The sequence below is a fragment of the Ehrlichia chaffeensis str. Arkansas genome (assembly GCF_000013145.1).
GTDB lineage: Bacteria > Pseudomonadota > Alphaproteobacteria > Rickettsiales > Anaplasmataceae > Ehrlichia > Ehrlichia chaffeensis.
Genome location: NC_007799.1, coordinates 329915 through 346923, shown reverse-complemented (window position 1 = coordinate 346923; position 17009 = coordinate 329915). Strand labels below are relative to the sequence as shown.

The 17009-nt window shown below is 29.5% G+C and carries 14 protein-coding genes and 1 other RNA gene; 11 read left to right on the top strand and 4 right to left on the bottom strand.

The features are described 5' to 3' along the window. Positions 1–79 precede the first annotated feature (79 nt). From ECH_RS01455 to folK, 7 genes are all read left to right on the top strand, one after another. A complete protein-coding gene (locus tag ECH_RS01455) occupies positions 80–691 on the top strand; it encodes a murein hydrolase activator EnvC family protein (protein WP_006010191.1) in 612 nt (203 codons plus the stop codon). A gap of 321 nt (positions 692–1012) precedes the next feature. Continuing rightward, the gene (locus ECH_RS01450; RefSeq protein ID WP_011452546.1) at positions 1013–1468 is read left to right on the top strand and encodes a PAS domain-containing protein; all 456 of its coding nucleotides are present in this window, start codon (positions 1013–1015) and stop codon (positions 1466–1468) included. A 152-nt stretch (positions 1469–1620) separates the two neighbouring features. Next, complete coding sequence (locus ECH_RS01445; RefSeq protein WP_006009952.1) at positions 1621–1842, top strand: hypothetical protein; 222 nt, start codon at positions 1621–1623, stop codon at positions 1840–1842. Then, positions 1839–2819, top strand: coding sequence for a biotin synthase BioB (bioB, locus tag ECH_RS01440; RefSeq protein ID WP_006009950.1), 981 nt, complete (start codon positions 1839–1841; stop codon positions 2817–2819). Before ECH_RS01445 ends, bioB begins: the two co-directional genes overlap by 4 nt. Positions 2820–3016: 197 nt before the next feature. After that, positions 3017–3354, top strand: an RNA gene (gene rnpB / locus ECH_RS04720) — RNase P RNA component class A. Between the two features lie 240 nt (positions 3355–3594). After that, positions 3595–6618 (top strand): phosphoribosylformylglycinamidine synthase subunit PurL, encoded by a 3024-nt coding sequence (locus tag ECH_RS01435; RefSeq protein WP_006009948.1) that lies wholly within the window; start codon positions 3595–3597, stop codon positions 6616–6618. A 171-nt stretch (positions 6619–6789) separates the two neighbouring features. Further along, positions 6790–7299: a 2-amino-4-hydroxy-6-hydroxymethyldihydropteridine diphosphokinase gene (gene folK, locus ECH_RS01430; protein ID WP_006009947.1), complete on the top strand. Its 510-nt coding sequence runs from the start codon at positions 6790–6792 to the stop codon at positions 7297–7299. Between the two features lie 770 nt (positions 7300–8069). On the opposite strand, the gene ECH_RS01425 is transcribed toward folK, so the two are convergent. Next, on the bottom strand, positions 8070–8678 hold the full coding sequence (locus ECH_RS01425) for a hypothetical protein (protein ID WP_006009945.1): 609 nt from the start codon (positions 8676–8678) through the stop codon (positions 8070–8072). An 84-nt stretch (positions 8679–8762) separates the two neighbouring features. Continuing rightward, a complete protein-coding gene (locus ECH_RS01420) occupies positions 8763–9995 on the bottom strand; it encodes a M48 family metalloprotease (protein ID WP_226988429.1) in 1233 nt (410 codons plus the stop codon). A gap of 283 nt (positions 9996–10278) precedes the next feature. Between ECH_RS01420 and rsfS the strand changes: the two genes are divergently transcribed. Next, positions 10279–10650, top strand: a complete 372-nt coding sequence (gene rsfS, locus ECH_RS01415; protein WP_006009941.1) for a ribosome silencing factor — start codon at positions 10279–10281, stop codon at positions 10648–10650. Positions 10651–11066: 416 nt separating this feature from the next. Next, complete coding sequence (locus tag ECH_RS01410) at positions 11067–11951, top strand: PAS domain-containing protein (RefSeq protein ID WP_006009938.1); 885 nt, start codon at positions 11067–11069, stop codon at positions 11949–11951. A gap of 146 nt (positions 11952–12097) precedes the next feature. Here the strand turns inward: ECH_RS01410 and ECH_RS01405 are convergent, their stop codons facing one another. Further along, positions 12098–12730: a histidine phosphotransferase family protein gene (locus ECH_RS01405; protein WP_006009937.1), complete on the bottom strand. Its 633-nt coding sequence runs from the start codon at positions 12728–12730 to the stop codon at positions 12098–12100. 154 nt (positions 12731–12884) lie between these two features. On the opposite strand from ECH_RS01405, the gene purM reads away from it, so the two are divergent. Beyond that, a complete protein-coding gene (gene purM / locus ECH_RS01400; protein ID WP_011452543.1) occupies positions 12885–13913 on the top strand; it encodes a phosphoribosylformylglycinamidine cyclo-ligase in 1029 nt (342 codons plus the stop codon). 724 nt (positions 13914–14637) lie between these two features. Here the strand turns inward: purM and ECH_RS01395 are convergent. After that, positions 14638–15573, bottom strand: coding sequence for a tyrosine-type recombinase/integrase (locus tag ECH_RS01395; protein WP_006009933.1), 936 nt, complete (start codon positions 15571–15573; stop codon positions 14638–14640). Positions 15574–15764: 191 nt separating this feature from the next. Between ECH_RS01395 and ECH_RS01390 the strand changes: the two genes are divergently transcribed. Then, the gene (locus ECH_RS01390; protein ID WP_011452542.1) at positions 15765–16745 is read left to right on the top strand and encodes an NAD(P)H-dependent glycerol-3-phosphate dehydrogenase; all 981 of its coding nucleotides are present in this window, start codon (positions 15765–15767) and stop codon (positions 16743–16745) included. The last annotated feature ends 264 nt before the right edge of the window (positions 16746–17009 follow it).

Genomic DNA, 17009 nt, shown 5'->3' with positions numbered 1-17009 from the left:
GCATTGCCAAATTCATATAACAGAATAATATATAAAATTAATAGTATAGAACAAGAATATCTAATATTCGTAGGTACATGTGACAATAAGAAAAACACTATTGATTGTCTTATTATGTTTTGGTTGTACACAAAAACCTGCCCCTTCTTTTTTACGAGGAGAAGAATTTCATGGTAAAAAAGAATTAGACGACATCAATGAATATCACCTTGTAAGACATGATGTTAAAAAGGACGAGAACATAGAATCACATACAATTCAAGATAATCATCAAGTAATGAAAGAAATAAAAACCATTGATAAAAAGTGCAATTTTATTATGCCCATAGAAGGTATCATAACATCTAAGTTCTCTATAAACAATCAAGATAGAAATTGTAAAGAGGGAATTAACATCAAATCTAATGGAGCACAACAGGTTAGAGCATCATCTTCTGGAAAAATACTATACGTAGGCAAAGGATCAAAATGGTATGGTAACATGATAATAATAGAGCATAACAAAAACACAATTACTACATATTCTTACCTAGATAGTATAGATGTAAAAATAGGTGATAAAGTAACACAAGGCCAAGCTATAGGATCTATCAAAAGTATAAATTCCCAAAAAAATAAATCATACTTATGTTTTGCTATGCGTAAACATGGACAAGCAGTCAACCCATTACTATACATCAATTGTAAGTAATCAAGAAGCTTGTAAGACATAAATAACTCTTCTTTGAGTAAAACATGTTCCATGTTTTCATACTTAAGCCAACATACACCAGCAATAATACTGTTATATCCGAAAAAATGTTTGTTTCCATTAAAACAGTATTTTTTATTCGCTAAACAATCTTATAGAAGACATAAAACTATCGGTCATTCCAAAACAAATATTATAAAATACCATATTATAATAGAGCAATATACACAGCTTATAATTAAATAAAAATTAGAATAAGTAAGAAAAAATAAAGACATTTACTGTAAGTTTTTTATGTTCATCACAAGATCAAGGTTATAGATGTCAGAATATGTATCAGAAAGAAGAGCAATAAAAATACTATTTGCATACTGGAATCAGTTACGTAATGATAGAATGTTTCCTAAGATAGAAGAAATTGAACAAGAAGAAATCAGGGAAATCTGGCCTAACTGCTTTATCATTGAAGTAAAAAATGATACAGATAACCAAAAATATAATTGCATATATATTGGAGAAAGAGCCATGGAACTGTATCAATCAAATATTAAAGTTTATGCTGAATCCCAAAACATTAAGCTCTTTTTTCCACAAGTCATAGAGAATCTATTTGATTATTTAGAATCAGTTGTAGAGAATCAAGAACCAATTATGGATGAATCAGAAACTGAAAGTGCTGATGGAAATTACATAAAGATAAGACAATGTTTATTACCTATTGGTGAAAACAACGAAGTAACTCACATAATAGGAGTAATAGGAGGAAGAATATATTAAAATATTCATCTTATAACAATCTATAGTCAGTGCTGCAGGTTATCAAAATATTTAAAAAATTAGTTGACTGTTTTACTAAAATTGCATAGCATTTCCTCACCTAGTGAGAGCAAAACATTTGTAAGTTTCATTTAGTTGTAGACAGGTAGTTTATGAGATTTTTTTTACATGATATCTCAAAGATGAGTGTATCGCTCTTTGGAATAGCTATAGGTACACTTGGTATTACTAACAGAGTAGTTAAAAAGTGTTTATCTGCATACTTAAGAAATAGTGGTTTTGTTACTCAAGATGAACTTGACACTTTAAGTAGCTCTGTAAGAGAAATAGCATCAAAACAAAACGAAATCGAAAAACAGTTATCACAAAAATGAATACATGTACTACAATAAGAAACAACTGGCAATTAGATGAAATATTAGAGCTTTTCAATACTCCATTTAATGACTTAATATTACGATCTCATTTAACACATAGACAGTTTTTTAATAACAATGAAATACAACTTGCTGCATTATTAAATATCAAAACTGGTGGATGTCCAGAAAACTGTAGATATTGTTCACAAAGTGCACATTATAAAACAGACCTACAAAAAGAAGCTCTACTTGATGTTGAAAACATAAAAAAAGCTATACAAACAGCCAAAAATAGCGGAGCAGACAGATTTTGTTTCGCAGCAGCATGGCGTCAATTAAGAGATAAAGATATAGAATATATTTGCAATATCATCAACCTAATAAAAAGTGAAAAACTAGAGAGCTGTGCTTCTTTAGGCATGATAACTTTGGACCAAGCAAAAAAATTAAAAAATGCAGGTTTAGATTTTTATAATCATAATATTGATACATCTCGTGATTTTTATTCCAATGTAACTACTACACGCAACTACGATGATAGGCTAGCTAGTTTAAATAACATATATGAAGCAGGAATTAATATATGTTCTGGTGGTATTCTAGGACTTGGTGAAAGTATTGAAGATAGAGCAAAGATGCTATTAACTTTAGCAAATTTAAAGGAACATCCGCGTTCTGTACCAATCAATAGGCTAGTTCCAATAAAAGGAACACCTTTTGAAAATAACATAAAAGTAGATAACATAGATTTTATCAAGACTATAGCTGTAACTCGCATTTTAATGCCAAAATCATATGTACGTCTTGCTGCAGGAAGAAAAGATATGTCAGAAGAAATGCAAGCACTATGCTTATTTGCAGGAGCAAACTCTATATTCTACGGAGAAAAGTTATTAACAACTCCTAATTCTAATTGTGATGATGATAAAAACCTATTATCCAAGCTTGGAATTAAAACAAAAGAACCTGTACTTCTCAATTCACAAAATTAACGCTTCTTACACAATTAAATACGTTTATCTGCAGCAGAAAAACCTAACATTTTGTCAAAAAATTATTTTTTAATTTTCTGCATTGATTGTAATCATAATAGGAAACTGTTATCCAAACTTTCAAACAAAGAGAACCATATTTTCAATCCATATAAATTAATTATTTACTTAATACAATTAGAAATTATAATGGCTTGTCAGGTAAAAAAGTAGTTGCTGTATTGTAAAGTACAGAGGAAAGTCCGGACTCCAAGGGAAAATGGTGACAGGTAATCCCTGTCGGAGGTGACTCTAGGTAAAGGGCTACAGAAAATAACCGCCTTGTTACAAGGTAAGGGTGAAAAGGCGTGGTAAGAGCACACCGTACTTATGGCAACATATAGTAGCTAAGTAACCACCACCAGGAGCAAGACTAAGAAGAGGTATTTGTGTTTTCCCTCACAATTACCCAGGTGAGTCGCGTGAGGTAGGTAGCGATATCTATCCCAGATGAATAACTACATAAACAGAATCCGGCTTATTTTTACCTGGCAAGCTGTTAAATATCTATCAGAAATATTGAAATTATCACTAATCATTATAATGATAAACATATTGCAAGCAAAACCTTAATGGTTCCCCCTATTCTATCCCTATAGATAGAAATAAATTATACAATAAGACCAGTCTATTACCTACTGCAATTATGAATAATTACCAGAAATATTAATAATATATTTGAAATTACACCTAATTATTATACAGTGTAAATATATTACTTAATTAAAAATTACTTATGATTATACGCATCGGCGTAGCAGATAAAGTACTACCAAAAAGCTACAAAAGTAATGATGTCACAGTTTATACAATTAATGTTCAACATAACTTAAGCACAGCAATTATAAAAAAAATAGGTTCTCTGCTAACTAATTCAATAACACAACAATTTTTTGCATTCACATATGATACTACAGAGCAAAATTACAAAGATGTTAGTACTAATACTAACTATAATCTACTCGATACCTTTAAAGCAGACTGGTCATTAGAAAAAGGGTTCTTACCTAGAGTTACTGATAATGTTGGCAATACTACAAAATGCATAATAAATGAAATGCTTGGATATAACACAGCAACAGATGTATTAACGTCCAAAGTAACATTCGGACAAGGACCAATACCACAAGAAGAAAATATTCTGCAGCTATTCAATCCGTTAATAGAATATTGTAAATTGTCCTTTGTAACAGGAAAAACATTCAAAGTAAAATTTTTTGGAAATAAACAGATATCAAACCTAAACAACATATATGCTGACTCTTCTACATGCAGTAGCATATTCATAATACCATATGTCAAGTATGAGGATCTTTTCCCACAAAACAAAAAACAAAACGTTACTGTTACTTCCATAGATCTAAATATTCAAGATCACGAATTAATTCAAATCAGCAAACATGGAATTAATGGTCGCGGAGCTTTAAACTTATCATTAGAGGCAATGAAAGCCATTCAAGCATACTTTAAAAAAATTCAACGCAATCCTAATGATATTGAACTTGAAACACTAGCACAAACTTGGTCAGAGCATTGCAAACATAACATCTTCTCCTCACCTATAGATGAAATTACAGATGGACTCTATAAACATTACATAAAACGTGCAACATATGAAATAAACTCAGAAATATGCGTATCCACATTTTCTGATAATGCAGGAGCAATAGTATTTGATGATAACTTCATTATCGCAGATAAAGTAGAAACACACAATAGTCCTTCAGCACTTGACCCTTTTGGAGGAGCAATTACTGGAATATTAGGAGTAAATAGAGATATAATTGGATTTGGAAAAGGAGCAAAACCGATATTAAATGCTTACTATTTCTGCTTCTCCGAATCAGACGAAGAATTATACAGAGACAAGTCCTGCACAACAAAAGTATTATCATCTAATACAATAATGGATGGAGTAATAAAAGGTGTAAATTATGGTGGAAACTGTTCTGGAATACCAACAAGTCTAGGGTCTGCATACTTTGATAATAGATTTCGCAGTAAACCACTGGTGTTTGTAGGATGTACTGGTATTATGCCACGTACAATTAATAAATCCTTATCACATGTAAAAAATCCCAATAACGGAGATTACATAGTAATAGCAGGAGGCAGAACTGGAAGAGATGGTATACATGGTGCTACTTTTTCATCTAACGCATTAACAGAACATAATAGCAGCAGTACAGTAGTACAAATAGGAGATCCTATTACTCAAAAAAAATTATCTGACGCAATAATAAAAGAAGCTAGAGATTTAGATTTATACAACGCAATAACCGATAATGGAGCTGGAGGATTATCTTCTTCTATAGGAGAAATGGGTAATAATGGTTTTATAGTAGAATTAGATAAAGTGTTACTTAAGCACGATAATATGTCACCATGGGAGATTTGGGTATCAGAATCCCAAGAAAGGATGACCTTTGCTGTTTCCCCTAATAAATTCTCAATATTTGAAAAAGTGATGAAAAAACATGATATTGAAATTAGCATTATCGGAGAATTCAATAATAGCAATAAAGCAGTAGTACTATTTAAAGGGTCTGTTATTATGGATATAGATGTAGATTTTCTACACAATGGTGTTCCAAAAATCCACTTACATACTAGTCCATGGTCAAAAACTACAGAATCAATATTCCCTAAAAAGCACAATAAACCATTAGAAATTGAGTTGAACGAGATGATACAAAGAATGAACATATGCAGTAAAGAATTCATATCTTTACAATATGATCATGAAGTACAAGGTACATCCATAATCAAACCTATTCAAGGCAAAGGAAGAGTCAATGGTGATGCAACAGTTATTAAACCAATATTATCATCAAAAAAAGGAATAGTGAAATCACACGGACTAGGATCAAGTTATGGAGAAATAAGCACATATCACATGGCAGCCTGTGCAATAGACACTGCCATACGTAACTATATTGCAGTAGGAGGAAATTTCAATCACTTAGCATTATTAGATAACTTCTGCTGGTGTGACTCAACAAATCCACAAAGATTATGGCAATTAAAAAATGCAGCACAAGCATGTTATGACTATGCTATAGCATTTAGAACACCTTTTATTTCTGGTAAAGACAGTATGTTTAATGACTTTAAAGGGTATAATAACAAAGGCAAAGAAATTAATATTTCCGCACCCCCTTCATTGTTAATTTCTACTCTTGGAATCATTGAAAATGTTGAGAATGCTGTAACACTTGATGTCAAAAGCCCAGGAGACTTAATATACATATTAGGTACAACTTATGATGAGCTTGGAAGTTCTGAATATCAAAAATACAGTGGTCTAGGAAATAATAATGTACCACAAGTACACGCCGAACATGCTAAAAAATTATACATATCTTATAACAAAGCCATCAATACAAATCTTATAGCATCAGCAATTGCAGTCAACTTAGGAGGCATGATAATAAGTTTAATAAAATCACTTATTGGAGGACAACTTGGAGCTGAGATTAGCTTATCAGCAATACCAACATATAATATTGACAACAACACTTTAAGAGAAAAAGTCATTTTATTTTCAGAATCACAAAGCAGGATCTTAGTAACAATAGGAGAACACAATAAGCAAAGGTTTGAAGCAATATTTAAAGAAGTTCCATATGCAAACATAGGCAAAGTAACCTCTACAAACACTCTTATTATAGAAGATATATGTTCTATTGATTTAAACATACTTGAACACAATTACAAGAAATTCAGTAATATGAAAATACAATCATACACAAATATATGATCAGTAATATATAAAAAAAATAATAATATTATTTAAGTAATACAAACAAAAAAATTAAACCTATAAACAATCCCTTTAAAATTTTTTACATAACACTTTAATGCACCACAATAACATTGAAATTACTTTCAAAATGAAATACCCTGTAATTTTAAACAACTAAAAAAAAATATGTTTAACGATGTTGTAATGTTAGCGTTAGGAAGTAACTGCGGCAACATGCTGGCATATATTAAATCCGCAATTAATATGTTACCTTTACATAACAAAAATTATTCTTATCTTTATAAAACTCCAGCTTTATTACCAGAAAATGCAGCTGATCATTGGGATACACCTTATTTAAATATGGTAGTATCAGGATATACAAACTTGTCTTCATCTGCCATGTTAGAAAGAATTAAATCTATAGAAAAAATGCTTGGTAGAATTAATCATCAACGTTGGGCACCTAGACCTATAGATATTGACATTATATTGTGGGGAAACAAAGTTGTGGATTCACAAACGTTATCTATACCTCATCAACAAATGCATTGTAGAGATTTTGTATTAGTACCATTATGTGATATCTATGCTAGGTTCATTCATCCAGTATTACAAATACCAATATATGAAATGCTTCTAAGTCTAAATAATATTAACCTAATAAAACAAAATTCACATGTATTGCAACAGTAATATTATTTTCTGCTGATATTCAAAAATACACAAAACTACTATAACACCAGTAAATCACACAACTTAGGATGCTGCTATATTAAATATTAACACAACCTAACACACAGAATCTTTTGTATATCTCCTACATCTCACCAAAACACTCATATTCAGAAATATGAAAATTTAATACAAGCACATCCATAACTCATACAATACATGCAATGTAATCTAACACACAGAATCCTTTATGTATCCCCCCATGTCTAACCAAAACATCCATATTCAGAAATATGCAAATTTAATACAAGCATATCCATAATTCATACGATACATGCAATATTATATCAAATATCAACACAATCTAACACATAGAATCCTTGTGTATCTCCTACATCTAATCAAAACACTTATACTCAGAAATATGAAAATTTAATACAAGCACATCCATAACTCTACAATACATGCAATGTAATCTAACACACAGAATCCTTTATGTATCCCCCCATGTCTAACCAAAACACCCATATTCAGAAATATGCAAATTTTTAAACAAGTATATCCATAAAAAGATAAACTTTACATAAATAAAAACTAATCTGCCCTACAGAATCAAAAAACGTAAACTGCACATGCTCATTTATCATAAAACTAAAAAACTTTCATAAATACAAAACAACCACATCAATACTATACTAACAAGGTAATGACAACTTTCATTAACACTAGAAATACAAACTATTTATAAAATTATTCATTAGTTTTATTTATACAATAAAGGTAGAAAATAATTATTTATTTTTATCACAAAATGCTACACACTGTTTATAAGTAATTATTTGTCCACCACAACTAGAAAAACATAAATCATAATTATTTGTACATAATCTATCACATTTATTACTACTGCATAAGCTAATAGAATTTTGTTTTCTTACTGTGATGTTTGCGCTTTTTTTATCTATACTTGAAACAAAGTTATCGTATTTGTCATGACCATTAAAATTTTGCTGAGCATTACACATATCCATATACATATCGCATTGAGTCTTACACATAATATCACTAGAACAAGACTCCTTACATTTTATGTTCTCACTTTTACATGGGTGACCATTATTATTCTTCAAGTTATTATTTTGTTTGTTTCCATTACTATTTATTATACTCACAAGTGGTTGAGAACGCTCTTGAGCATTGATCATTTTTTCAGTTAATTGACAATTTGTCATATCAACTTGGCACTGCCTATAACAGTCATTTCTTACGTAAGCACACTTTACTACACAAGCTTTTCCAGATTCATTTTCCGGTCCTTTATATTCTTTTTTAATACCATAAATAGGGCTACAGGAAGCTTGCAGCATTAGCAAAAAAAATATAGCATTTTGTATCTTCATTAAAATTACCACACCTTAGCATAAGGTAATAAACTACTACATATTTATTAAAATATAAATAATATTATTAGTAATTTAAATAACTTATGTATTACTTAATAAATTTATCCTTAGATCACGCATACGTTCTAAGTGTACGCTATCTTTTGGTAAATACTTTCTTGCTAAGCTAAAGTATTTATCAAAATCTCTTCTATTATTTTCAAAAAAAGATTTATTTGCCAGTGAAAAATACGACATTCCCAAATCCCCTATTTTACCATAAGCTACAGCCAATTGCTTCCAAGCAAAAACATTATCTGGTTCTTGGTATGTCACTTGTTCCAAATAATTTACTGCTTCCTTCTGATCATACAATAACAAAGCTTGTGATGTTTCAAGTTTTATTAAAACATCATCGAAAGAAAACTTAAGCGCTAATTTATAATTTTCTACAGACTTTTTAATGTCACCTGCCTTATACAAAATTTGTGCTTTCAGCTCATAAAGATAAGGATCTTCAGGGGATTGTAGTATTAGATTATCAAGTTTTTCTAAGGCTTTTGAAACATCAGATTGCTTATAAAAAATAATAGATTGTATGTATGGAGATAATTGATTTATATCATTTTTATCATTAACCAAACGTTCTACTGGGTTAAAAAACGCATTAATTTTTTCTACTACTCGCTTAAATTTCTGTACATCTTCATCAGAAAAACCATGAACCTCATTACGATTGCGATAATTTTGTATTTGCAACAGCCTATCATAACTAAGAGGATGCGATAATAAGTATTGATCAATATTTCCTCGATATTGTGCTTCCAGTGAATAAAAATGCTTAAACATTTTAATTAATCCATCGTTGCTATACCCAGCTTCATCTAAATATCTTAATGCACATTGATCTGCAGACGCCTCCTGTAAACGACTATAAAGAAAAAACATTTTTTTACTAATATCATTAGTAGCAAGTGCTATTGCCTGTCCCATATCAGGATTTACTGTAATTGCAGTAATAATACCTAGAACATATCCTATCCCAGACAAAATCATAGAATTTTGTACTTTACTTCTACGGAATAACACATGTTTTTGAGATATATGACCAACTTCATGGGCTAAAACCCCAATAAGTACACTAGGATCATTTGAAAACTCAAATAACCCATAATTCAAAAACACATCATTATTATTACCATCAACATAAGCATTTACCATTTTATCATTAACAATAAACACTCTAACAGTCTCAGGATTAATTTTAGCTGCAATAAATATTGGAAATGCTATTTTCTTTATTACAGCCTCGACTTCACTATCTCTAAATATCATGTAACCATCTTGACAAAATGATACATTGCTATAAAGCAAAATACTTAGAAATAATATCACGCTTTTAATATTCATAAGTTAACCAACTTCCATATTTACTGAAATATATTATACATATTGTAGATCACCTTCTAAGAAAATTAACAATCCACTACATCATTAGCAACTGTTAATAATATAGACAAGTTTTATCATAAACACATTTCTTTTAACATTTTTTAACTGTTTGTATTACATCCAATATGTAATACAATAGATATAGTATACTAAAGAACGATGTAAAATGAATCTCAGTAAATCTAAAAAACCATTTAGTTCTCCAGAAGAGCTAAAAGAGCTTATAGTATTTATCCTTGATAAACATAAAGCTAATAACATTGTTACAATTAATATTAGTAATAAAAGCAACTTAGCAGAACATTTAATAATTGCTTCAGGTGAATCAAGCTACCATGTTAAATCACTAGCTGAAAGAATTAGGAAAGAAATTAAGCCTCATAAAAAACTATCCATTGAAGGCTTAAAAGATGGCAACTGGGTAGTAATAAACTGCTATAACATATTAATACATATCTTCAGACCTGAAGTAAGAGAATATTATCAACTTGAAAATCTATGGAATTCTCAAGTACATGAAGAAAATGAAAAATTGTGATATGTCAACCATAACACAACATTTTTAATACAACGAGTATTTATTAGGGTTAATTAGATAGACCCAATACACGTAATTTTTAACACATTTGATCGATTTCATATTAAGCAGTCCTATTTAAAAATAAATCTTAAAACTCACAAGAAGAGTACAGCATGCAAGGCTCATCTCATTTCTATATTAGTCCTACCCACCAAAATAATAAGCTATATCCTAACTTTTTCTAAACTATACCCATATAAATATTTAAATAATTACATAATAAAAAACATACCAGAACTCATTATGTAATAAAAATACCTTATGAATAATTCATTAACTACAAATCATGAATAAAATAACAAAGAAAAATTTTTATACAAATGGGACAACAAACAGATTTTAATGCAATGTTTAATTGATAAAACGAGAAAAACATGAATCACTTCGTGGTTGCAAGAAGATCTGATGACTCTGTAATATCAGTACAACAAAACAACACTTTGCAAAATTTAACAATTTCTAACCTGAATAAACCAGCAGAAATACTCTTAGAATATACAGTAGAAGAACTTTCTAATAAACCATTATCAACCATACTACATAAAAATATTGTGGAAAATATAAATAGCTATTTAGAATATACAAGTGATGGAACTGACTTATTTGACATTTTATCAAAAACACGCAATTGTTCTTTTATTGGGAAAAATAACAAAGCAATACCAGTCACACCAAAAGTTTTTAGAGTCATAGCTTCTAATCAAGATATAATAAACTATGAAATCCTAATACGAGATATTAGCATATCACAAAAGTTGGATATATTTAAAGAATCAGTAATTTTCAATACAAAATACAATATGCACCCTACTTTTAATATAATGGATGAAGCATCCACAAAGACAGAAGTACAGATCATATTAGATTTTCTCCATAAATATAATACACATGCCGTTATAAGTATGATACAACTAGACCCACCACATAATAGCTCCAATATAGACTCTTTAACACAACAAACTATTAATTTATTACATAAAAACATTAGAGAAAGTGATATAATTGGGTATATAGGGAACCATAAGATTATTTGTATTTTATTAGGATGTAAATCTGAACATGCATATTCAGCAATATCTAGAATACATAAGAACATTAACAATAACCTTCAAGATTCACATGCAAAGATCTCAGTAGGCTATGCTCAAATGTATAACGAAATTGACTCAGTACAACTCTTAACAAATATAAGTAATGTACTATTTATTGCACAACAAGAAGCAGGTGGAGGCACAATTAAAAGTACTAACATTTCATAAATACACTTACTAAATTTTTCATTTAGTAGCTGATACCTTACTTTTATAGTTTTTCTATATTTTACAAAGATAAACTGTACCCCAAAGTTACCATAACTTACATAAATACTGCACAAATGCCTAATGTACTAACAGTAAGTTTATCACTAAATAAATATAGAAAATTTAAATATAGTATCCTGTATTTCATATGTCATTTTTGCATTATAACTCTTTAAAAGCATCATCAGAAAATTTACTTGAACATTTTTTGTATTTAACTCCTGATTAAACATATCTCCATCAAGAATACTTTGAATACTCTCATGTATTTCTATTTTTTGTGCAAAAGCTATTATTTCTATCAAAAAATCATTATTATTTGATTTAGATAATACAACTTTCACTTTAGTTCCATTTATCATAAAGAACATTAATATCATAGTTACATTAATAAGTAACTTATTGATTTTCTCAACCAATTCAACATCAAAAATTTGTGCATTAATATCCCACTCAAGAACGATTTTTTTTCTTTTTAGATAATTTTTTATATTATGTTCAGTAGTATTAAAATCACCATTATCATCAGAAATACTATAAGCTTGCTTCAATAACTTAAACTTATTCATTACATCATTAGCCGCATCAGAAAGTAAAGGTACCATATCTTCAGATACACTTTCATCTTCACTCAAACATTCTATATAATTTACTATTGCTCCTACAGATCCTGCAAGATCATGTAACAGCCTTGCAGATACTAATTCTATATTTGATAAAATATCACTATTTTGCATAAAAACCCTATATTCAACATCACGTTTTCCAATTTTAATATATCAAAAAAAAATAATCTCACTAATTAGTAAACAATTTTTTATATGAAGTTCAAATATTTAATGCTATGCTGTTAATTAAGTGTAAAAATGAGTTTCACAAAGTAAGGCATTTATGAAAACATACTCAAGCGCTGGTGTCAATATTGAATCTGGAAACAGTCTAGTAGAAAAAATAAAACCAATTGCATCATCAACATCTATACCAGGGGTAGTTGACAGTATAGGGTCCTTTGGAGCACTTTTTGACATATCAAGAATAAAAGAATACAACAAACCCGTCCTAGTATCTTCAACTGATGGAGTTGGCACAAAGTTATGTATTGCACAAGGAGTAGATAATCATAAAACTATTGGTATAGATCTCGTAGCAATGTGTGTTAATGATGTTTTAGCACAGGGAGCAGAACCATTATTTTTCCTAGATTATTTTGCAACAGGTAAAGTAAACCATGATACTGCTTTAGAAATCATTAATAGCATAGCAGTAGGATGTAAAAAAGCAAATGTAGCATTAATAGGTGGAGAAACCGCTGAAATGCCTGGAATGTACAGTGACAATAAATATGATTTAGCTGGTTTTGCAGTAGGCATTATCGAAGCAGACAACATTTTACCAAAAAGTCATAATATTAAAGTTGGAGATAAAATACTTGGCTTAGCTTCAAGTGGATTACATTCCAATGGTTTTTCACTAATCAGAAAAATTATCAGTGACAATAAAATTAACTATCATGATGTATGTCCTTGGTCTAATCAAACATGGGCAAACTATTTGCTGACGCCTACACGCATCTATGTAAAATCTTTATTATCTACTATTCCATTAGTGAATGGTTTAGCTCATATTACTGGAGGAGGATTCACATATAACATACCACGTATTATTCCTAGCCATTTGTCAGCAACTATTGACTTAAGTTCTTGGAAAATGCCAGAAATATTTCATTGGCTTAATACTGAAGTACAAATACAGCAAACAGAACTACTCAAAACATTCAATTGTGGTATTGGTATGATACTGGTCACTTCACAAGAAAATGAAGATCAAGTATTGTCACTCCTCAAAGTTACAGATGAAGTTGTATACAAAATTGGAGAAATCACAGAAAGAAATACTGAAGATCAAGTAATATTCAAATAAATACAATTGTATCAACTTTTAAAGGTCTGATATATAAAATTGACAATACTACATGAAAATATACAGAAGATTATGCAATATTTTAATAAGTATTGTGTCAAATATTAAAAATACTAACGATTAAAACACATTAATTCTAAATAACGCAATCGTATCAACTTTAAAAAGATCTGACATATAAAATTGACAATACTACATGAAAATATACAGAAGATTATGCAATATTTTAATAAGTATTGTGCCAAACATTAAAAATACTAATGATTAAAACACATTAATTCTAAATAACGCAATTGTATCAACTTTAAAAAGATCTGACATATAAAATTGACAATACTACATGAAAATATACAGAAGATTATGCAATATTTTAATAAGTATTGTGCCAAACATTAAAAATACTAATGATTAAAACACATTAATTCTAAATAACGCAATTGTATCAACTTTAAAAAGATCTGACATGTAAAACTGACAATATCACATGAAAATATACAGAAGATTATGCAATATCTTAATAAGTATTGTGTCAAACATTAAAAATACTAATGATTAAAACACATTAATTCTAAATAACAAATTTATGTTAGTAATACCAAGCATATAACTAAACTACATAAACTAAACAATGTAACGCATTTTATTACTAATATAAGATACAGAAAAAACTTGTTCCATAATCACTTTTATCAAAACCATACTCTCATTTCTCGACTTGTACTTATCAACTATTCTTTTTTATAACTTGAGGATGGAAATTCTTATAATGATCTATAACACTTTTATGATCTAAATGAGTATAAATTTGCGTAGTTGATAAATTAGCATGGCCTAACAATTCTTGTATTGATCTAATATCCGCACCACCTAGAAATAAATGTGTTGCAAAACTATGACGAAATGCATGAGGAGTTATAACATCAGGCAACCCTATTTCTTTACAAATCTTTTGTATTCTATTTGCAAAATAAGTCCTTTTAAGTTTTTTGCCTCTAACTCCTACAAAAACATATTCATTTTTAACTGAGTTCAATTCCATATGATATGGACAACACCTTACATACTCATCTAAACTTTGACGTACTATAGGCAAAATAGGTAAGATCCTTTCCTTACTTCTTTTCCCAATAATTAAAAGCTCCTCTCTTCTAATATTCTGAAACTTTAAATTCACTGCCTCACTAATTCTCAAACCACATCCATAGAGGAGCACAATTAGTGCAAAATCACGCTTGACTATCCAATCGGTATCTAATAACGCATAATAATCTATTATTTTTTGAATGTGAGATTGAGTTAATGTTCTAGGTAAAGTACTTTTAAGTTTTGGTCTAGATAAACAAAACACTGCTTGACCATCTATATTATAAGTACGTGACAAATACCGAAAAAAATTTTTCAATGCTGACAAAGATCTTGCATTTGTTACAGCTTCTATATTAGCCTGGTATCTAAATGCAAACCATTTCCTTAAATCTGCAACTTTTACACCAATAATATCCTCTAAAGTAACAGGACGCAAAACACACATATACAAAAACTCAATAAACTTATTAACATCTCTTAGATAAGAATCAACAGTATTAGTCGCATATCTTCTTTCTTTTTTTATCCAAGACACCCATTCATTTACAACAATACACAGCTTTTGATCTTTCATATGCTAAAAATTTTAACCTATAATAGACGCAAATTATAAAAACACAAAATGTAGAATATTAAATTATCCCTGCTAATATTTTAAATGTTTATTACCAATATTATAAATTAACCCCCAATTCAGTTCTTAACACCACATAATATATAATATATAATCGCCTCTAACTAAGTTCTTTATAAGTAGACAAAAAAATGAAAACCACTATTTTAGGTGCAGGATCATTTGGTACAGCAATAGCATTTGCATTATCTTCTAATAGTACATCAGTCAACCTATGGGGGCGCAATCATACAGATATGCAATCTATAGCAATTAATCGTAAAAATCTTAAATACTTGCCAACGTGCAAATTACCAGAAAATATAATTGTAAGCAGTAACATAGATGAAGTACTATCAGATTATAGCACTTGTATTATTTTAGCAGTACCTACACAACAATTACGTACATTATGTCTGTCTATACAAGACAAACAACATATATTTGAAAAAACACCTCTACTAATTTGCAGTAAAGGAATCGAAAATATATCTCTCAAATTCCCAAGTGAAATAGTGAAAGAAATCTTACCAAACAATCCAGCATTCATACTATCTGGACCAAGCTTCGCAAAAGAAATTGCAGAAGATCTTCCATGCACCATAGTGCTTGCAGGAGAAAATGAATCTTTAGGTACATCAATAGCACAAAAGATAAGCAACAAGACGTTTAAAATAATCTATAGCCAAGACATATTAGGGGTACAAATTGGAGCCGCATTGAAAAACATCATCGCAATTGCCTGCGGGATAGTAACAGGCAAGAACCTAGGAAACAATGCTATAGCCACTGTTATAACTAAAGGAATGGAAGAAATAAAGACTTTGTATGCTGCAAAAAACCAGAACATTAACCTCTCAACTTTAATTGGTCCATCGTGCCTAGGTGATTTGATATTAACTTGTACAACAGCACATTCCCGGAATATGTCTTTTGGAATAACAATAGGCCAGGGTGCAGATATAAATAAAATGTTAAATAATAACTCAAAAATTATAGAAGGTGTTAGTACTGTAAAACCATTAATATCACTAGCAAAAGAACTTAATATAGAATTACCTATTTGTACATCTATATATAACTTACTTTATAAAAATATACCGTTAGAGAAAACAATATCAGACATATTATAACACTCAACTTGTGCTAAGCTATTATAAAAACAGAATGCATATTTTAGATAAAAAACACATGACTAATAAAATTACATATTTGTATACTTATCTTCGGCGTAAGAACATCACTGAAAATAATATCAGCTATGACATACTAATTTTAGAAACTAGTAAAAAACTACACAAATTATTTAATAAGCTACACTATAAGATGCAGTATTCTTGGTTATATATAACTTATCGTCTTAATTAAAACAACACATACACAGTTAAAAAACTAAT